Annotated in this window: 17 protein-coding genes; 7 read left to right on the top strand and 10 right to left on the bottom strand. The window is 54.5% G+C overall.

Annotation, left to right across the window (positions count from 1 at the left end; translation table 11 throughout):
* Positions 1 to 416: 416 nt before the first annotated feature.
* The 10 genes from fis to msrP form a co-directional block, all read right to left on the bottom strand.
* On the bottom strand, positions 417 to 713 hold the full coding sequence (gene fis, locus FA92_RS15750; protein WP_003855228.1) for a DNA-binding transcriptional regulator Fis: 297 nt from the start codon (positions 711 to 713) through the stop codon (positions 417 to 419).
* Positions 714 to 736: 23 nt separating this feature from the next.
* Positions 737 to 1,702: a tRNA dihydrouridine synthase DusB gene (gene dusB, locus FA92_RS15745; RefSeq protein ID WP_013359217.1), complete on the bottom strand. Its 966-nt coding sequence runs from the start codon at positions 1,700 to 1,702 to the stop codon at positions 737 to 739.
* Positions 1,703 to 2,069: 367 nt separating this feature from the next.
* A complete protein-coding gene (gene prmA / locus FA92_RS15740) occupies positions 2,070 to 2,951 on the bottom strand; it encodes a 50S ribosomal protein L11 methyltransferase (protein ID WP_033784125.1) in 882 nt (293 codons plus the stop codon).
* 16 nt (positions 2,952 to 2,967) lie between these two features.
* Complete coding sequence (gene panF / locus FA92_RS15735) at positions 2,968 to 4,413, bottom strand: sodium/pantothenate symporter (protein ID WP_013359215.1); 1,446 nt, start codon at positions 4,411 to 4,413, stop codon at positions 2,968 to 2,970.
* A complete protein-coding gene (locus FA92_RS15730; protein ID WP_033784124.1) occupies positions 4,403 to 4,645 on the bottom strand; it encodes a YhdT family protein in 243 nt (80 codons plus the stop codon). The genes panF and FA92_RS15730 overlap by 11 nt, the downstream gene beginning before the upstream one ends.
* Before the next feature lie 72 nt (positions 4,646 to 4,717).
* Positions 4,718 to 6,067 (bottom strand): acetyl-CoA carboxylase biotin carboxylase subunit, encoded by a 1,350-nt coding sequence (gene accC / locus FA92_RS15725; RefSeq protein WP_033734071.1) that lies wholly within the window; start codon positions 6,065 to 6,067, stop codon positions 4,718 to 4,720.
* Between the two features lie 11 nt (positions 6,068 to 6,078).
* A complete protein-coding gene (accB, locus tag FA92_RS15720) occupies positions 6,079 to 6,540 on the bottom strand; it encodes an acetyl-CoA carboxylase biotin carboxyl carrier protein (RefSeq protein ID WP_013359212.1) in 462 nt (153 codons plus the stop codon).
* 25 nt (positions 6,541 to 6,565) lie between these two features.
* Entirely contained in the window at positions 6,566 to 7,018 is a 453-nt protein-coding gene (gene aroQ, locus FA92_RS15715; RefSeq protein WP_033784680.1) for a type II 3-dehydroquinate dehydratase, read from the bottom strand.
* 232 nt (positions 7,019 to 7,250) lie between these two features.
* A complete protein-coding gene (msrQ, locus tag FA92_RS15710) occupies positions 7,251 to 7,853 on the bottom strand; it encodes a protein-methionine-sulfoxide reductase heme-binding subunit MsrQ (RefSeq protein ID WP_033784679.1) in 603 nt (200 codons plus the stop codon).
* Between the two features lie 3 nt (positions 7,854 to 7,856).
* A complete protein-coding gene (gene msrP / locus FA92_RS15705; protein ID WP_013359209.1) occupies positions 7,857 to 8,861 on the bottom strand; it encodes a protein-methionine-sulfoxide reductase catalytic subunit MsrP in 1,005 nt (334 codons plus the stop codon).
* Between the two features lie 284 nt (positions 8,862 to 9,145).
* Between msrP and csrD the strand changes: the two genes are divergently transcribed.
* The 7 genes from csrD (at position 9,146) to yhdP (ending at position 20,136) form a co-directional block, all read left to right on the top strand.
* A complete protein-coding gene (gene csrD / locus FA92_RS15700) occupies positions 9,146 to 11,095 on the top strand; it encodes an RNase E specificity factor CsrD (protein WP_033784123.1) in 1,950 nt (649 codons plus the stop codon).
* A 311-nt stretch (positions 11,096 to 11,406) separates the two neighbouring features.
* Positions 11,407 to 12,450: a rod shape-determining protein MreB gene (gene mreB / locus FA92_RS15695; RefSeq protein ID WP_003855260.1), complete on the top strand. Its 1,044-nt coding sequence runs from the start codon at positions 11,407 to 11,409 to the stop codon at positions 12,448 to 12,450.
* A gap of 148 nt (positions 12,451 to 12,598) precedes the next feature.
* On the top strand, positions 12,599 to 13,627 hold the full coding sequence (gene mreC / locus FA92_RS15690; protein WP_013359206.1) for a rod shape-determining protein MreC: 1,029 nt from the start codon (positions 12,599 to 12,601) through the stop codon (positions 13,625 to 13,627).
* Positions 13,624 to 14,112 (top strand): rod shape-determining protein MreD, encoded by a 489-nt coding sequence (gene mreD / locus FA92_RS15685; protein WP_013359205.1) that lies wholly within the window; start codon positions 13,624 to 13,626, stop codon positions 14,110 to 14,112. Before mreC ends, mreD begins: the two co-directional genes overlap by 4 nt.
* Positions 14,113 to 14,120: 8 nt before the next feature.
* Positions 14,121 to 14,714, top strand: coding sequence for a Maf family protein (locus FA92_RS15680; protein ID WP_013359204.1), 594 nt, complete (start codon positions 14,121 to 14,123; stop codon positions 14,712 to 14,714).
* Complete coding sequence (gene rng / locus FA92_RS15675) at positions 14,704 to 16,173, top strand: ribonuclease G (RefSeq protein WP_003855268.1); 1,470 nt, start codon at positions 14,704 to 14,706, stop codon at positions 16,171 to 16,173. The genes FA92_RS15680 and rng overlap by 11 nt, the downstream gene beginning before the upstream one ends.
* Before the next feature lie 132 nt (positions 16,174 to 16,305).
* Complete coding sequence (gene yhdP, locus FA92_RS15670; RefSeq protein WP_033784122.1) at positions 16,306 to 20,136, top strand: AsmA2 domain-containing protein YhdP; 3,831 nt, start codon at positions 16,306 to 16,308, stop codon at positions 20,134 to 20,136.
* Positions 20,137 to 20,179: the final 43 nt, after the last annotated feature.

Here is a 20,179-nt window from a genome sequence, read left to right as displayed (position 1 = left end):
TATGAAAGAACGGTTAATAATCAGAAGCACCTGGAAAGTTTCGCTAATATGGCGCACCAAAAGGAAGCAATGCGAGTCGACCCGATCACATTTAGTGCAAATAGTTTCACTATATGAGAGCAGTGTGAGCGCTCGCTCAGGCAGAAATGTATGAAGAGAAGACGTTGCTTTTTTATGCGCAGGACGTCACATGCCTAGTAGTGACGGGCATAGGCAGAAAAGCTGGAGGCAGGACATTACTTAAATCAAATCAGATCGGACGAAAGCGAGGGGATGAAATATCACGCCAGCGATTGCAACTATAGTTACCATACGACAGGCAACTGTTTCACTCTCCCTGCCGTTACTTTGTGCGATGACGCACAAATAAAAACGCCAGCCCGAAGGCTGGCGTGATTAACAGACAGAACTAAAAATCAGTTCATGCCGTATTTTTTCAATTTCTTACGCAGCGTACCGCGGTTGATACCCATCATCAGGGCAGCACGGGTCTGGTTGCCACGGGTGTACTGCATCACCATGTCCAACAGAGGCTGCTCGACTTCAGCCAAAACCAGCTCATACAGGTCGCTCACATCCTGACCATTCAGTTGAGCAAAATAGTTCTTCAGTGCCTGTTTAACCGAATCACGCAAAGGTTTTTGAGTTACCTGATCCTGTGAGTTAACGGTAGAAACGGTCAGTACGTCAGAATTTACGCGTTGTTCGAACATAGTTCTTTCAGCTCTTTATTTCGTTACGCAAGATTTTCGAAGTATGCCTCCAACGCCTCCAGCTGTTCGCTGGCATCCTCTATGGCGTTGAATGTGCGCCGAAACTGGTCATTCGGGGCGTGCTCCTGCAGGTACCAGGAGACGTGCTTTCGCGCTATACGGTATCCCTTGCCTGAACCGTAAAAGTCGTGCAGCTCACGTATATGCGAAACAAGCAAGCGCTTGACCTCTGCCATCGGCAGCGGGGCAAGCAACTCCCCAGTGTCCAGATAATGCTGGATTTCCCGGAAGATCCACGGTCTTCCCTGAGCAGCGCGTCCTATCATCAGAGCATCGGCCCCTGTATAGTCGAGCACCGCTCTGGCTTTATGCGGGTCAGTTATGTCTCCATTCGCGATAATCGGAATGGAGACACTCTGCTTAACTGTCCGAATGCTGTCATATTCAGCTTCTCCGTTGAACAGGCAGGCACGAGTGCGACCATGTATCGTCAGAGCCTGTATACCGCAGCGTTCAGCCAATTGGGCAATCGCGACACAGTTCCTGTTTTCAGGATCCCAGCCAGTACGAATTTTCAGCGTAACCGGCACATTCACTGCATTAACCACTGCGGAGAGAATAGACTCCACCACGGCGGGATATTGCAGCAAGGCTGAACCCGCCATTTTGCGGTTAACCTTCTTGGCAGGGCATCCCATATTAATGTCGATGACCTGTGCACCAGCCTCAACATTAATGCGTGCAGCTTGCGCCATTTCACTGGGATCGCAACCGGCAATTTGCACGGCGCGAATGCCTGGCTCATCACTGTGAACCATACGTAATCGAGATTTGTCGCTAGCCCAGACTTCCGGGTTAGAAGACAGCATCTCAGAAACTGCCATGCCTGCACCCATTTCGTGACACAGCGTCCTGAACGGCCTGTCGGTAATACCGGCCATCGGTGCTGCAATCAGTCGATTTCTCAGCTGGAGGTTTCCAATACGCATGAAGTCAGAATGGCCATACTGTGTCTGCAAGGCGGCGTATATTACGCATTTTTGCAGGAAGATGAAAGGCCAAACTTTGAACAATCAGCAAGAAAGATCAATGAAATCCGGATGATGATCGGTGTTATTCATTAATAATGTTAAATAACAATGATTTAGCTATTTATGCTGAAATTGTGAGCAAAAGTTATTCCAGAAAAGTACGTCAATTCGCCAGATAAAAAACGTCACATGCCGTGATTAACGATACAAGCATCCATTTGAAATCGGGAAAGCCCGCAACTTACGCTACGGGCTGGCTGAATATTCTGTTAAGCCGCTTTGTTACGGCGACGGCGATATCAGCGCAAACGAACTAACGTTAAAATCAGGATTTAATCCCGGTAATCCGGCACCACTCCTCTTTGACCGCAACCGGGTCGAGTGTGAACTCGCTGGCATAGGCCTCACAGACGCTCTCCGCCTGGCTCTCTAACACGCCCGAAAGACCCAGGTGACCGCCAGACTTCGGCAGTACCCCGATCAACGGTGCCAGTTCACGCAGCGGGCCTGCCAGGATATTGGCTACCACCACATCAGCCTGCAGATTGTCAGGTTGCTGGTGGGGCAGATAGAGCGACAGGCGATCGGAGACACCGTTGCGTTCAGCATTATCCCGGCTGGCCTGAATAGCCTGCGGATCGATATCAATGCCGATCGCCTGAGCCGCGCCCAGCTTCAGGGCGGCGATCGCCAGGATCCCGGATCCACAGCCGAAATCGATCACCGTTTTGCCTTCCAGATCCAGCCCATCAAGCCACGTCAGACAGAGCGAGGTGGTGGGATGCGTACCGGTGCCAAAGGCCAGACCGGGATCGAGCATGACGTTGACGGCATCAGGATCCGGCACATCACGCCAGCTCGGACAGATCCAGAGACGCTCGCCGAAGCGCATCGGGTGGAAGTTTTCCATCCATTCGCGCTCCCAGTCTTTATCTTCGATCTGTTCGATCCGGTGACGAAAACCGTCACCCAGCAGCGGATGCTGCGCCAGTTCGGCAGTAATCAGGGCCATATCTGTTTCTGCATCGAACAGGCCGATAACGTCGGTGTCGCCCCACAGGCGCGTTTCGCCTGGCAGCGGCTCATACACTGGCGTGTCGTTGGTATCCTGAAAGGTGACTGAAACCGCACCGATCTCCATCAGCGCATCGCTCAGCGTTTCCGCATGTTCACCTGAGCTGTTAATTTTGATTTGAATCCACGGCATAACGTCTCTCTTTCCGTCAATGTTGCGGCGCGTCGGCCACGTGCGGCGCGCGTCCAAACAGGTTGCCCACCAGAAATGCCAGTAGGCTTAAAAGCAGGGAGGGCACGATAGGGTGAAAACCCAGAATCTGCAGGTTAAGGCTCGCCATAAAAGCGTAGCAGCCTCCACCTGTTACCATGCCGGTGATGGCGCCTGCGGCATTGGCACGTTCCCAGTAGAGGCCCAGAACCAGCGGCCAGAGGAAAACCGCCTCCAGGCCGCCAAATGCCAGCAGGTTGAGCCAGATAATCATATCGGGCGGATTCCATGCCGCAATCAGCAGCAGGATACCCAGTGCGAAGGTAATGGTGCCAGATAACAGCCGCAGCCGTGACTCATTTTCCAGCTGCTGCGGGGCGACACGCAGGTAGAGATCTTTAATCAGCGTGGCTGAAGCCTGTAACAGCTGGGCATTGATTGTCGACATAATTGCGGCCATCGGGGCTGCCAGAAACAGTCCGGCCGCTAACGGTGGCAGAACAGTGATCATCAGCGTCGGAATGACGCTATCCGGCACGGTCAGATTCGGCAGTACCGCGCGGCCCAGCGCACCGGCCAGATGCATGCCCAGCATCAACACCACCACGACAATAGTGCCCAGAATAATGGCCCGATGGACGGCCTTACTGTCTTTATAAGAGATACAGCGCACCGCCGTATGCGGCAGGCCAATCACCCCAAAGCAGACCAGCACAACGAACGAACTGAGGAAGGTTGGCGTAATAATCTCGCCCGGCCCCTGTGGTGAAAGCAGAGCCGGATCGATGTCATGCAGTTTCTGCACCGCCGTGCTCAGGCCACCTGCCTGATGAATCACTGCGAACAGCAACAGAAAAGTGCCAATCAGCATTACAATGCCCTGCATGGCATCATTGAGTACGCTGGCACGGAATCCACCGAAAGCGGTATAGAGCGCGATGGTGCCACCAAAAATCAGCAGGCCGGTGTCATACGGGATGCCAGCGGCGGTTTCGAGCAGCCGTGCACCACCGATAAACTGCACCGTCATGGCACCGATAAAGGCAATCAGCAGACTCAGACTCGCCAGCCAGATCAGCAGCGGGCTCTGATAGCGGGCATAGAGCATATCATTCAGCGTTACCGCATTATGCTTGCGTGCCAGAATGGCAAACTTTTTCCCCAGTACACCCAGCGACAGCCAGACGGCGGGAACCTGCACCATCGCCAGTAATACCCAGCCCAGCCCATATTTGTAGGCGGCACCGGGACCCCCGATAAATGAGCTGGCGCTGATATAGGTGGTAGTGAGCGTCATCGCCAGTACGAATCCGCCCATTGAGCGGCTGCCAAGGAAATATTCAGTCAGGAAGCTGCCTTCACGCTTTTTACGGACGGCAAATACCGACAGCGCGGCAATCAGCACCAGATAAATCAGTAATGGCAGGATAATTTCACTGTTCACTTTGATCCTCCAGCGGCATGTCGCGGAAAATCACCCGCACCATCATCCAGCACAGAAAAATGAACAACAGGGGAGCAAACAGGCAGGAGAGTTCAAACCAGCGCGGCAGGCCGGTAACACCGATTTCACTGCCACCCAGCCAGGCAGAGAGCCCCCAGGCAGCGAGCCAGAGCAGTGTGAGGTAAAGCGACCAGCGCGCCTCTTTATGTGCCTGTATAAAACGAGCATCCATGATTCAACCTTAACGCCAGCGGCAAAAGAAAAAGGCCGGATTAACCGGCCTCAGACTGACTCAGCGTTGCGATTATTTCTCGTGCAAGCCGAGTTTTTTCTCCAGATAGTGGATATTGGTTCCACCGTGCTGGAAGTTTTCGTCGGACATGATTTTCATCTGCAGTTCAACGTTGGTTTTGATACCGTCGATGATCAGTTCCGCCAGCGCATTTTTCATGCGAGCGATAGCCACGTCACGCGTTTCGCCATAGGTGATCAGCTTGCCGATCATGGAGTCGTAATAAGGCGGTACGGTGTAGCCTGAGTAAATATGCGACTCCCAGCGCACGCCAAAACCGCCTGGCGCGTGGAAGCGGGTGATTTTACCCGGGCTTGGCAGGAAGGTGACTGGATCTTCAGCGTTGATACGGCACTCGACCGCATGTCCGCGAATGATCACATCTTCCTGTTTAATTGACAGTGGCTGACCGGCAGCAATACGCAGCTGCTCTTTGATCAGGTCCACACCGGTGATCATCTCGGTTACCGGATGTTCTACCTGAATACGGGTGTTCATCTCAATGAAGTAGAACTCACCGTTTTCGTACAGGAACTCAAAGGTACCTGCGCCGCGATAGCCAATCTCAATACAGGCTTGGGAACAGCGGTTGCCGATAAAGCGACGCTGTTCTTCTGTGATGCCTGGGCCTGGCGCTTCTTCGACAACTTTCTGGTGACGACGCTGCATGGAGCAGTCACGTTCGCCCAGATAGATCGCGTTGCCCTGACCGTCAGCCAGTACCTGAATCTCGATGTGGCGCGGATTCTCCAGATACTTCTCCATGTAGACCATGTCGTTGTTGAAAGCCGCTTTGGCTTCCGCTTTCGTCATGTTGATGGATTCTTCCAGATCTTTGTCGCCGCGCACTACGCGCATACCACGACCGCCGCCGCCGCCAGACGCTTTGATGATGACCGGATAACCGATGCGCCTGGCAAAGGCACGGTTTTTTTCCATATCATCCGTCAGCGAACCGTCAGAACCGGGTACGGTCGGGACGCCTGCTTTCTTCATCGCATTGATTGCAGAAACTTTGTCACCCATCAGGCGAATGGTATCTGCTTTCGGGCCGATAAAGATAAAGCCGGAGCGCTCAACCTGCTCAGCAAAATCCGCATTCTCAGAGAGGAAGCCGTAGCCAGGGTGAATCGCCACCGCGCCGGTGATCTCTGCTGCAGAGATCAGCGCCGGGATGTTGAGGTAACTTTTGACTGACTGCGCCGGGCCGATGCAGACGGTTTCGTCTGCCAGCAGCACGTGCTTCAGGTCACGATCCGCGCTTGAGTGTACCGCAACAGTCTTGATGCCCAGTTCTTTACAGGCACGCAGAATGCGCAGTGCGATCTCACCACGGTTAGCAATAACAATTTTATCCAGCATGATCTGCCCCGTTACTCGATGATAACCAGTGGCTCGTCAAATTCGACCGGCTGACCGCTTTCAACCAGGATAGCTTTCACCACACCTGATTTGTCAGCTTCGATCTGGTTCATCATTTTCATAGCTTCGACGATGCACAGGGTATCGCCGGCATTCACTTTCTGGCCAACTTCCACAAAGGCTTTCGCATCCGGGCTCGGCGTACGGTAGAAGGTACCTACCATTGGTGAACGCACGATGTGACCGCTGATTTCAGCCGGTGCCGCTTCGGCAACGGCTGCAACAGGGGCAACGGCTGTCGCCAGAGCAGGCTGTTGAACCGGCGCAGCGTAAGCCTGCTGCATCATCGGGTAACCCACGTTTGCAGGTGCACGACTGATGCGAACGGACTCTTCACCTTCAGAGATTTCCAGCTCAGAAATGCCAGACTCTTCAACCAGTTCGATCAGTTTTTTAATTTTACGAATATCCATGAGTGGGGTTCCGTACTCAGTTTGATTAATTAGTTTGAGACAGGCGTTTTACTGCCGTTTGTAAAGCCCATGTGTAGCCGTCAGCGCCAAGCCCACAGATCACGCCAGCAGAAACATCAGAAAGATAGGAGTGATGACGGAAGGGCTCGCGGGCATGCACATTTGAGAGATGAACCTCGATAAACGGTATTTCTACCGCCAGCAGGGCATCACGCAGTGCGACACTGGTATGGGTAAACGCGGCAGGATTAATGATGATGTAATCCACATTGCCTTTGGCCTCATGAATGCGATCAATCAGCTGAAATTCAGCATTGGTTTGCAGGTGGCTCAATTCCACATTCAACTGGTCTGCCCGACGCGTCAAATCATCAACGATCTGGCTCAGCGTGGAATGACCATACTTCTCAGGTTCACGTGTTCCCAACAGATTCAGGTTGGGCCCGTTTAAAAGCAGAATATGTAATTTATGCGCCATCGTGCTGCCATCTCCCGCAATCATTGAGGCATCGCGTAAAATACCTTGCGAATCTTCATTTGTCACCTTTCAGGCTGAAAAAGAAGACCCGACGAGCAATAAAGCCGGGCATTATATCCGTTTCGTGTCATTTCGCAGCAAAATACTGGTCTTATCTGCGAAGATGATCGGATGTGGCCTGCGGGCCACATCTTTTATCAGAAAACAGCAGAGGAAAACAACGGGTGAAGTGCTAGCGGGGCCACCATTTGAGAAATTTTTTGTAACGCCAGGCTAACAGCAATGCAGCAAGGAGGGCATAGATAAGTGGCTGCGGGGACACGGTTTTTACCGACCAGATATAGTGAATCGGTACCAGAATCGCCACAAGATAGACCGCGTTGTGCAGGGTTTGCCAGCGTTTACCAAGCCTGCGCTGAGCGCGCTGAAACGACGTTACCGCCAGAGCCAGTAATATCAGCCAACTGATAATTCCCAGTGTCAGATAGGGCCGGGAGATGAGTTCGCTGCCCAGCAGACGCAGATTATCCACGCCCAATTCCAGCAGGTAGTAGCTCAGCAGGTGGAGAGAGGCCCAGACAAACGTCCAGACGCCGAGCAGGCGCCGGGTGCGGATTAATAACGGCTGCCTGCCGTAGCGTGCCAGTGGTGAAACCAGCAGCGTACCCAGCAGCAGCTTCAGCGCCATGCGGCCGGTAAAATGCTGAATATCTTTTGCCGGGTCCGCACTCAGACCACCCTGCATCGCGGCAAGCACCAGATAGACCAGCGGCAACAGGGCTGCCAGGTGCAGAATCACCTTGAGCCACATGATCTGTTTTATCGACAGGCGCACCACCTAATAATTCTCCCGTAAGTCCATGCCGCGGTAGAGCGACGCCACCTGTTCGGCATAGCCGTTAAACAGTAGCGTTGGCTGACGTTCGACCTTCAGACTGCCGCCTGGGCCAATAAACCGCTCTGTCGCCTGTGACCAACGTGGATGATTAACGTGGGGATTCACATTGGCATAAAAACCATACTCGTCGGCGGCAATCTGGTTCCAGGTGGTTGGCGGCTGTTTGTCGGTCAGCGTGATTTTGACGATCGACTTAATGCCTTTAAAGCCATATTTCCACGGCACCGTCAGACGAATCGGCGCGCCATTCTGCGGCGGCAGCGCTTTGCCATAGACACCGGTGGTCAGTATGGTTAGCGGATGCATTGCTTCATCCAGACGCAAACCTTCGACATAGGGATAATTGAGGCCACCGCCAATAAAGCGATCCTTCTGGCCCGGCATCTGCTCGGGATCGTAGAGCGTCTGAAAGGCAACAAAGCGCGCTTTGCTGGTGGGTTCCGCCAGCGAGAGAAGTTTATTCAGCTCAAAGCCTACCCAGGGCACCACCATCGACCAGGCCTCCACGCAGCGCATGCGATAAATTCTCTGCTCCATAGCAAAGCGTTTGAAGATGTCATCCATATCCAGGGTTACGGGCTTCGACACTTCGCCATCAATGGTCAGTTTCCAGGGCTCTGTTTTCAATGTTCCGGCATTGGCAGCCGGATCGGCCTTATCCAGCCCGAACTCGTAGAAATTGTTGTAGCCAGAAACTTTATCCGCAGGCGTCAGTGTCAGATCGGCCTGATATTGCGCCGGTTTGGTGAAGTCGAGCGGCCGGCCTGCTGGGGCAGGTGGGCGATCGTTGCCTTTGAACCAGCTGAGGATATCGGCATTTGCCACGCCCGGCATACCCATCGCCGCAGCGCTCAGTCCCAGTGTTTTCAGCACCTGGCGGCGCTTCATATTAAATATGCTTTCCGGCGTTACGTCGGCTTCGGTCAGACAGGGTATGCGTTTCATGGGGCTTCTCCAGACAGGATGTCATCAACCAGCATGATGACTATCGCTGATATCAGCCAGTTTCGCCCTGAAAATGTGAAATTTCCTGGCTGGCCTGCGCGATGAGAATGCGCTGAAAAGTGTCGGGATCAACATCAGCAATCCTGTCCCGACGATATACTTCGGCTTCATGCGACTCGGCGCTGTCGGCAGCGGCAAATTATGCTATTTTGCTCGCGTTTTCGTCAGGCTGACGGTACAAGGTGGGGTGATCCGGTTATCACCGCAGCAATACAGGCACAGGGATGCGATTAACCACAAAATTATCTGCGTTTATTACCTTTTTAAGCCTGCTGGCGATGTCATTAATGCTGGCAGGCTGCGCATTCAGTGTTTTCTGGTTCAGTCATCAGCGGGTTGAACATCGGGCGCAGGTGCTGGCGACCGAGGTCGATCAGGCGATGTTCTCCGAGACGCCAGAACAGCTTCATAACTGGCTTACGCGCATGATGCCCATAATGAATGCCGAGCAGATTTCCCTTCATAACGGCAGGCAGACTTTCCTCACACTCTCCCGACACGAAAACCAGATGCTGGAAGACGAACCCAATCGTTTTATCCAGGTCGATGTGCCTTTGATGCATCAGACCGGTTTGCAGCTGCGGGTTGTCACCCTTGATCCTGCCAAAACCTGGCTGCGCTCATTCACCGGTACCTCTACGCTGGGCATTCTGTTTACGGCCATGCTGGTGATGAGTCTGCTGTTGCTGATGATGCATCGCTGGCTCAGCCGTCAGTGGCGTGGCATGGAGCATCTTGAAGTACGGGCAGAGGCGATTATCAACGGCGAACGCGGGGTCGTGCCGAAACGGGATGTGGATGAGTGGCCACCCAGAGCGAGTCGCGCGATGGATGTACTGCTGGCGGATCTTCAGGAAGCGGGCGAACAGCGTCTGCGTATCGACACGCTGATCCGCACCTTTGCCGCGCAGGATGGACGCACTGGCCTTAACAACCGGCTGTTCTTTGATAATCAGCTCGCGACCCTGCTGGAAGATCAGGAAGCTGTCGGTACCCACGGTGTAGTGATGATGGTGCGCCTGCCCGATCTGGACGCGCTGAAAGATTCACTGGAGCCGGCGCTGGTTGAGGAGTACCTGTTCAATTTCGTCAACATGCTCTCTACCTTTGTGCTGCGCTATCCCGGCGCCTTGCTGGCACGCTATTTTCGCAGTGATTTTGCTGTATTACTGCCGCATCGCAGTCTTAAAGAGGCAAACAGTATTGCCGATCAGCTGATCAATGCTGTTGATTCTCTGCCGCCGATGCACTTGGTCAATCGCGATGATCTGATCCACATCGGTATCACTGCCTGGCACAGCGGGCAGACCGTCCTGCAGGTGATAGAAAATGCCGAAATGGCCACACGACGTGCGGCACTGCTGGGGGGTAATAACTGGACTAATGGCGAAGGAAATCCTCAGGACGCCGGACGGGGTAGCGTGCGCTGGCGAACCCTGCTGGAGAACACGCTTAGTCGCGGCGGTCCGCGGCTGTACCATAAACCCACCGTGAATACCGAAGGCAAGGTACAGCATCGGGTCATGCTGACCCGCATCTTCGATGGCGATAAAGAGGTGCTGGCCGCAGAATATATGCCGCTGGTGCAGCAGCTCGGTATGGCTGATGGCTGGGATCGTCAGATGGTCACGCGCATCGCGGCACTCTCTGAACTCTGGCCGGAAGAGACGCTGGTGATGCCGGTGACGATAACCTCTCTCCTGCAACGTTCATTTGTCCTCTGGCTGCAGAATATGCTGCTGCAGTGCCCCAAATCACAAAGAAAACGATTTTTATTTGAACTTGCCGAGGCAGATGTCTGTCAACACATCGACCATTTAACGCCAGTATTCCGTGCACTTAAGGCTTTTGGCTGTCGGGTAGCGGTAAATCAGGCGGGTTTAACCGTCGTCAGCAGCGCCTATATACGACACCTGCCGCTGGAACTGATCAAGCTTGATGCGGGTCTGGTGCGCAACATTGAACGGCGGACCGCCAATCAGCTGTTTGTACAGAGTCTGCTGGAGGTCTGTAAGTCCACGGGTATTCAGGTGTTTGCTACCGGTGTCCGCACTAAAGCGGAGTGGCAGACATTAGTGGCGCTAGGTGTGGCAGGCGGGCAGGGCGACTTTTTTGCCCCTTCGCTTCCGGTTAACAGTAACGTGAAGAAGTATTCCCAACGTTACCGTATTTAATGATTTGCTGCCGTAATGACAGAAATTGACGGTTTTTTTTAATGTTAAGCCGCATCTGAACCCATAACCATCGTGCCGGAAATGTTAAATTTTATGTCGGGCATGGCAAGCGGAAATCACGGCAAATGCAGCACTGATGGCGTCTGGTCGCCATTCTGCTGCTACGGATCGCGGGTTCAGATGACTTAAACGCAATCAGGCGTCTTTTTTCACCGAAGCAGAACGTTTTTGCGCCTTGTGGCAGCTTCGTGTGGTTGGTAAAGTAAGCGGATTTTATTTTCCGCCCCCAGCTTGCAGGATTATCCCTTAGTATGTTTAAAAAATTTCGTGGCATGTTTTCCAACGACTTGTCCATTGACCTGGGTACCGCGAATACCCTGATTTACGTAAAAGGACAGGGCATCGTGCTGAACGAGCCTTCCGTGGTTGCTATTCGTCAGGACCGTGCCGGTTCACCGAAAAGCGTCGCGGCCGTAGGTCATGACGCCAAACAGATGCTCGGCCGTACGCCAGGCAATATTGCCGCTATCCGTCCGATGAAAGATGGCGTTATCGCTGACTTCTTCGTGACCGAAAAGATGCTGCAACACTTCATCAAGCAGGTTCACAGCAACAGCTTTATGCGTCCCAGCCCACGTGTGCTGGTCTGCGTACCTGTCGGGGCTACGCAGGTAGAACGTCGTGCGATTCGTGAATCCGCTCAGGGCGCCGGCGCGCGTGAAGTCTTTCTGATTGAAGAGCCGATGGCTGCAGCCATTGGTGCAGGTCTGCCCGTTTCTGAAGCGACCGGTTCAATGGTCGTTGATATCGGTGGTGGTACTACCGAAGTGGCGGTGATCTCCCTGAACGGTGTGGTCTACTCCTCATCCGTACGTATTGGTGGCGATCGTTTCGATGAAGCTATTATTAATTATGTGCGTCGTAACTACGGTTCACTGATCGGTGAAGCGACCGCAGAACGTATTAAGCATGAGATCGGTTCAGCCTATCCGGGTGATGAAGTCCGTGAAATTGAAGTGCGTGGCCGTAACCTGGCAGAAGGTGTACCGCGCGGCTTCACGCTGAACTCCAACGAAATTCTGGAAGCGCTGCAGGAGCCGTTAACCGGCATCGTTAGCGCGGTGATGGTTGCTCTTGAGCAGTGTCCGCCTGAGCTGGCCTCCGATATCTCAGAGCGCGGTATGGTGCTGACCGGTGGTGGTGCATTACTGCGCAACCTGGATCGCCTGCTGATGGAAGAGACGGGTATTCCGGTTGTTGTTGCTGAAGATCCGCTGACCTGTGTGGCGCGCGGTGGCGGCAAGGCGCTGGAAATGATCGACATGCATGGCGGCGATTTGTTCAGCGAAGAATAATTGCCTCAACCGGCTGAGAACGCAATGATCATGCGAGGGAGTGGCATGTGAACCGGCGAAATCTGTGCCGGTACAGTGCGTTCAGCCCAGGGAAGCACGGTGTTTTGCCGTCGCTTCCTCTCCTGTTGTCGAGGATCACGCAGATTATATGAAGCCGATTTTTAGCAGGGGACCTTCCCTGCAGTTGCGTCTTTTCCTGGCGGTCATTGTGGCAATTGCCATTATCATTGCCGACAGCCGTGTGAGCTCTTTCACCCAAATACGCAACTATCTGGATACGTCGGTCAGTCCGTTTTACTTCCTGGCTAATGGGCCACGTCAGCTGCTGGATGGCGTGTCGGAGTCGCTGGCGTCGCGTCAGCAGCTGGAGCAGGAAAATAAAGCGTTACGTCGTGAGCTCTTCCTGAAAAACAGTAACCTGCTAATGCTGGGGCAATATAAGCAGGAAAACGCACGCCTGCGTGAACTGCTGGGTTCACCGCTGCGTCAGGATGAGCAAAAGATGGTGACGCAGGTGATCTCCACCGGCACCGATCCTTACACCGACCAGGTGGTGATCGACAAAGGCAGCGTTAACGGTGTCTATGAAGGTCAGCCGGTCATCAGTGATAAAGGCGTGGTCGGTCAGGTTATCGCCGTCGGACAGCTCACCAGCCGTGTTCTGCTGATCTGCGATGCGTCACATGCGCTGCCTATTCAGGTGCTGCGTAATGACATTCGTGTGATTGCCGCGGGTAACGGCTGTACTGAAGATCTCCAGCTTGAGCATCTGCCGGGTAATACGGACATTCGGGTCGGCGATGTGCTGGTGACGTCAGGTATCGGTGGTCGTTTCCCTGAGGGTTATCCGGTGGGCGTGGTCTCCTCAGTGAAAGTGGATACTCAGCGCGCTTACACGGTGATTCAGGCGCATCCGACCGCGGGTCTGCAGCGTCTGCGTTATCTGCTGCTGCTGTGGGGCGCAGATCGCAATGGCGATATGCCGCTGCCGCAGGATGAGGTTCATCGCGTTGCGAATGAGCGTCTGATGCAGATGATGCCGCAGGTCTTACCGCCTGCGGGTGAAATGGGTCCGCCTGCACCCACCGCACAGATGGGGCCGCCTGCTCCATCAACAGGCAGCAGTGGCAGTAGCGGACAGAGCAACTCCTCGCGTTCACGCGGGGGGCAGCCTTGAGTCGATATCGCAGCCAGGGACGTTGGGTCATCTGGCTCTCTTTCCTGGTCGCGTTAGTCCTGCAGATCATGCCATGGCCGGATGAAATTTATATGTTCCGGCCTTCATGGCTGCTGCTCATCCTTATCTACTGGGTTCTCGCACTGCCGCATCGGGTCAACGTCGGCAGCGGATTTATGCTGGGTGCTATCATGGATCTGATTGCCGGATCCACGCTGGGCGTACGTGCGCTGGCACTCAGTATCATCGCCTACCTGATAGCCTTTAAGTTCCAGTTATTCCGCAACTTAGCGTTGTGGCAGCAAGCGTTAATGGTTATGGTGCTGTCACTGGCGATGGATGTAATTGTCTTCTGGGCTGAATTCCTGGTAATCAACGTTTCATTCCGACCTGAAATTTTCTGGAGCAGTGTCGTCGACGGTATTCTCTGGCCCTGGCTATTCTTACTTATGAGAAAAATTCGTCGTCAGTTCGCTGTTCAATAAGGAAATTTATGGTAACCCTCTATCTTGCTTCCGGTTCACCGCGTCGTCGTGAGCTGTTAACTCAACTTGGCCTGACATTTGAGCGCATCGTGACTGACGTTGAAGAACAGCGTCAGCCGAATGAAGCGGCTGAGAGCTATGTCCGCCGTCTGGCTAATGACAAAGCGCAGGCGGGCGTAAAACTGGCCGCGCAGGATCTGCCGGTGCTGGGCGCAGATACGATTGTCGTGCTGAATGGTGACGTGCTGGAAAAACCGCGCGATGCCGCCGATGCCCACGCGATGCTGCGTAAACTCTCCGGTCATACGCATCAGGTCATGACGGCAGTGGCGCTGGCCGACAGCCAGCAGGCGCTGGATTGCATCGTGACGACTGATGTGACATTCCGCACCTTAACTGAGAGCGACATCGACGACTATATCGCGACCGGTGAGCCAATGGATAAAGCGGGTGCATACGGTATTCAGGGCAGGGGAGGAAACTTTGTCCGCAAAATTAATGGAAGTTATCATGCAGTGGTCGGATTACCGTTAGTTGAGACAGCGGAACTGCTCAGCCATTTCCAGTCACTGCGTGCCGTAAGGGGTCAACATGACGGCTGAATTACTGGTTAACGTCACGCCTTCTGAAACACGCGTTGCTTACATTGATGGCGGCATCCTTCAGGAAATCCATATTGAGCGCGAAGCGCGGCGCGGCATTGTTGGCAATATTTACAAAGGACGGGTAAGCCGTGTTCTGCCCGGCATGCAGGCCGCCTTTGTCGATATCGGCCTGGAAAAAGCCGCCTTTCTGCACGCTTCTGACATCATGCCGCATACGGAATGTGTGGCGGGCGATGAAAAGAAAAATTTCATCGTGCGCGATATCGCCGAGCTGGTGCGTCAGGGACAGGATCTGGTGGTTCAGGTGGTCAAGGATCCGCTGGGCACCAAAGGTGCCCGACTGACCACCGACATTACCCTGCCTTCGCGTTACTTGGTCTTTATGCCTGGCGCATCGCACGTCGGTGTCTCTCAGCGCATCGAGAGTGAGAAAGAGCGCGATCGGCTTAAAGCGGTGGTGGCGGATTACTGCGACGATCTGGGCGGTTTTATCATCCGCACTGCCGCAGAAGGGATCGGCGAAGAGGAGCTGGCGCAGGACGCGGCTTTTCTCAAACGTCTCTGGACCAAAGTCAGCGAGCGTAAAAAGCGCAACCAGACCCGCTGTCTGCTCTATGGCGAGCTGGCCCTGGCGCAGCGTATCCTGCGTGATTTCGCGGGCGCAGCGCTGGATCGCATTCGGGTCGATTCGCGTCTGACCTGCGACATGCTGGTGGAATTTACCGGCGAATATATTCCGGAGATGGCCGGTAAACTGGAGCTCTACAACGGTAAACAGCCTATTTTTGACCTGTTTGACGTTGAAAATGAGATTCAGCGCTCGCTGGATCGCAAAGTTGAACTAAAGTCAGGCGGATATCTGATCATCGATCAGACCGAAGCGATGACGACTATCGATATTAATACCGGTGCATTTGTTGGGCATCGCAATCTCGATGAGACGATATTCAACACCAATGTTGAAGCCACTCAGGCGATTGCGCGTCAGCTGCGACTGCGTAATCTGGGCGGTATCATCATTATCGACTTCATCGACATGAGCAATGAAGACCATCGACGCCGGGTACTGCATTCACTGGAAAGCGCGCTCAGTAAAGATCGGGTTAAAACCGGGATTAATGGTTTTTCGGCGCTGGGTCTGGTGGAGATGACGCGTAAGCGTACCCGTGAAAGCATTGAGCATGTCCTGTGCCAGGATTGCCCGGTCTGCAAAGGGCGCGGCACGCTGAAAACGGTTGAAACGGTCTGCTATGAAATCATGCGTGAGATTGTGCGGGTTCACCACGCTTATGATTCTGACCGTTTCCTGGTCTATGTTTCACCGACAGTCGGTGAGGCGCTAAAAACCGACGAGTCTCATGCGCTGGCTGAAGTGGAAATCTTTGTGGGTAAGCAGGTGAAAGTTCATGTTGAAGCGCTCTACACTCAGGAGCAGTTCGACGTGGTAATGATGTAACGTCAGCCCGTAATCGGGCTGAATAAACGCCCTTGTTTGGGATAAAATGCGTATCTTTAACGCTTTTATTCGAAGACGGTCGGGTATGAGAACCAACTATCCGTCGTTTACGGAACACAAGGAGAGGCGTGAGTGAGGCAGTTGCCGAGGATTTTGTTACTGCTGGTCGCGGCAATCATCGTGATTGTCGCGCTGCTGGTCAGCGGATTGCGTCTGGTGATGCCGCATCTCGACAGCTATCGCAACAACCTTCTGCAATTCATCTCCGACAAAACGGATGTGCCGGTCAACGCCAGCCAGTTACAGGGTAAATGGGAGAATTTCGGCCCAACCCTGCAGGTTCGTGACCTCAGCGTCGATCTGCATGAAAACGGCAAACTCACGATTAAACGTATCAATCTGGCGCTCGACGTCTGGCAGTCTCTGCTGCACTGGCGCTGGCAGTTCCGCGATCTGACCTTCTGGCAGCTGCACCTCGACACGAATCGCCCCTTACTCGACAACGACAAAGAGAAAAACAGTTTCCGTCCGGCGCAGATTAACGAACTTTTCCTGCGTCAGTTTGACCACTTTGACCTGCGCGACAGCACCATTCGTTTCCGTACGCCTTCCGGCCAGCATGCTGAGCTGGCGATCCCCCGACTCACCTGGGTCAATGAAGATAACCGCCATCGCGCCGAAGGCGAAGTCAGTCTGTCGAGCTTTACCGGTCAGCACGGCGTGGTTCAGGTGCGGCTCGACCTTAACGACAGCAACGGTTTACTTAATGACGGCCGCATCTGGATGCAGGCCGACGATGTCGACATGCGTCCATGGCTGGGCCGCTGGGTGCGCGACAATACTCGGCTGGACAGCGCCCGCTTCAGCCTGGCGGCCTGGGTTAACCTGCGTGATGGCGACATCTATGCTGGCGATCTGCTGCTGCGCAAGGGCGGCGCCAGCTGGCAGGGCGAAACCGGACGACACCGCATAGAAGTCGATGGGCTGACCGCGCATCTGTCACGCTTCCAGAATGGCTGGGTGGTCAATGTGCCGCAGACGCGGCTCAGTACTGACGGCGAGGCCTGGCCTGCCGGTCACTTCTCGCTGCTATGGCGTCCTGAAGATAAGCAGTTGCTGGGGCCGGATGGTCAGCAGGAAGTGCGGGTGCGCGCCACACAGCTGGTGCTGAGTCATATTGCGCCGATCGTTCCGTTATTTGCGCCGCTCTCTCCGACGCTGTTTGAAAACTGGCAGACGCTGCAGCCACAGGGCACCATCGATGGCCTGGCGCTGGATATTCCATTACAGCAGCCTGAAAAAACCCGCTTACAGGTGAAGTGGCGTGATTTCAGCTGGCAGCACTGGAAACTGTTGCCGGGCATCAGTCACCTGAGTGGAGAAGCACGCGGCAGCCTGAGCCATGGTCAGGTCAGTGTGGATATGGGCGCGGCAACCGTCCCCTATGGCGACATGTTCCAGGCACCCTTAGAGATTAAGCGGGTGACCGGGGCACTGCGCTGGCTTAAAGATGAACATGGCCTGACGCTGGCGGGTGAAAACCTTGACCTCGAAGCGCGCTCACTCTGGGCGCGCGGCGACTTCAGCTACCAGCAGAATAGCGGCGGCGAGCCCCGTCTGGATATTCTGGCGGGTATCCGGCTTACCGATGCGGGCGATGCCTGGCGCTACTTCCCGGTGCCGCTGATGGGTAACAGCCTGACGCACTATCTGAGTGGGGCAGTGAAGGGTGGCAGGGTGGACAACGCCACGCTGCTGTTTGCCGGTAACCCGGCGCTGTTCCCTTTCAAGCACAATGATGGCATGTTCCAGGTCTGGGTGCCGCTTCGCCAGGCGACCTATGCATTTCAGCCCAAATGGCCGGCGCTGAGCAATCTCGATGTCGACCTCAATTTCCTGAACGACGGTCTGTGGATGAAAGCGCCAGTGGCCAGACTGGGCGAAGTAGATGCTCGCAACGTCACGGCGGTGATCCCTGACTACCTGAAAGAAAAACTGATCATCGACGGGGATATCAGTGGTGAAGGCCAGCAGATCGCTGACTATTTCGATCAGACGCCGCTTAAGCCGTCACTGGGTGCCGCGCTGGAGCAACTGGAAATTAAAGGCCGTGTCGGTGGTCATCTGAATCTGGATATTCCACTGGATGGAGAGCAGGTCCACGCCCGCGGCAATGTCGATCTCAATAACAATTCGCTGTTTATCAAACCGTTAAAAACCACCATCAACAATCTTTCTGGCCGCTTCCGTTATGACAACGGCAATCTGGCCAGTGAGGACCTGCGGGCGAACTGGTTTGGGCAGCCGATGGGCGTCCGTTTCAGCACCCGGGAGAATCCGGATGACTTTGGCGTTAACGTCAAACTTCAGGGCGACTGGCAACCCGCGAAAATCAGCCAGGTTCCGGCAGCTGTCAGCAAGCAGCTCGGCGGGCATCTGCCGTGGCAGGGGGACGTCAATATTACGCTGCCGCATCATGGCGGGGCACGTTATGACGTGACGCTGAACGGTAATGCCAAAGAAGTAAGCAGTCACTTACCTGCATCACTCGATAAAAAAGCCGGTGAGGCGATGCCAGTTGCCATTCAGGCCAGCGGCGACCTGAACCATTTCGATCTCAGCGGCAGCGTCGATGCAAACCACCGTTTTAACAGCCGCTGGTTGCTGGAGCCGACGCTGCGCGTTGATCGTGGCATCTGGCTGAATGATGCACAGAAAACGCCTGCGCTACCTGATCATGAGGGCATGGTACTGAATCTGCCCGCGCTGGATGGTGAGGCCTGGGTAGCGATGATGGCTGCAGGCGGCTCTGCGGGAGCGGGTGTGTCGGGCGGCGGGAGCGACTTCCAGACCGGTGGCGTTACACTGCCGGGTAACATTACGCTGCGCAGTCCTGCGGTTACGCTGGCCGGACAGCAATGGCATGAGGTTGAGGCGACGTTGGCACAAAGTTCAGGTGGCCGAGGTCAGGTCAGCGTCAATGCGAAAGAGCTGCGCGGTGAACTGGCGATGGCCCCCAGAGCACCATGGCAGGTGAACCTCGATTACCTCTACTACAATCCGCAATGGGAAAACGAGGCAGGCAAGGGCGGCAAAGCGTCTTCTCAGCAAACCACAAACATTAACTTCAGTCAGTGGCCCGCCTTACAGCTGCGCTGTAAAGAGTGCTGGGTACTGGGCCAGAAATATGGTCAGGTCTCCGCGATGCTGCAGCCTAAAGGAGATACGTTAGCGCTTACTAACGGAAAAGTGGATACCGGCAGCTCGCAGCTTAAAATTAACGGTGAGTGGGTTAATCGCGCGGACGACCAGCGCACCTCGCTGAAGGGCACGCTTAAGGGGCCGAATATTAATAATGCGACCAACTGGTTTGGCGTGAATACCCCGCTGCGCGATGCGCCTTTTGATATTGCTTACGACCTGCACTGGCGCTCTGCACCGTGGCAGCCCTCGGCAGAGACGCTGAGCGGCACCCTTAAGACCCACTTTGGCAAAGGCCAGATCGCGGATGTGAACACCGGCACGGCGGGAAAAATCCTGCGACTGGTGAGCTTCGATGCGCTGCTGCGCAAGCTGCGCTTCGACTTCAGCGACACCTTTACCAACTCGTTCTATTTCGATTCGATTAACGGCACGGCCTGGATCGAAAACGGCGTCATGCGCACCGATAACCTGCTGGTGGATGGACTGGAAGCAGACATCGCCATGCAGGGCAATCTCGACCTGGTGAAACGTCAGATAGATATGGAAGCGGTGGTTGCGCCTGAGATCTCTGCCTCTGTCGGCGTAGCGACTGCCTTTGCCATTAATCCGGTGATTGGCGCGGCGGTATTTGCCGCCAGTAAAGTTCTGGGACCCCTGTGGAACAAGATATCGCTGCTGCGTTATCACATCAGTGGCCCGCTGGATAAACCGGAAATCAATGAAGTGCTGCGTAAACCGCGTGAAACAGACAACAAGTGAATTTGACGCCGTACCGGAATTACCGCAGGCTATGATTATCTGA

The sequence above is a fragment of the Pantoea sp. 9140 genome (genome assembly GCF_000745295.1).
Classification (GTDB): domain Bacteria; phylum Pseudomonadota; class Gammaproteobacteria; order Enterobacterales; family Enterobacteriaceae; genus Pantoea; species Pantoea vagans.
Note: the sequence above shows the minus strand (reverse complement) of the source record. Positions and strands in the feature narration are given on the sequence as shown.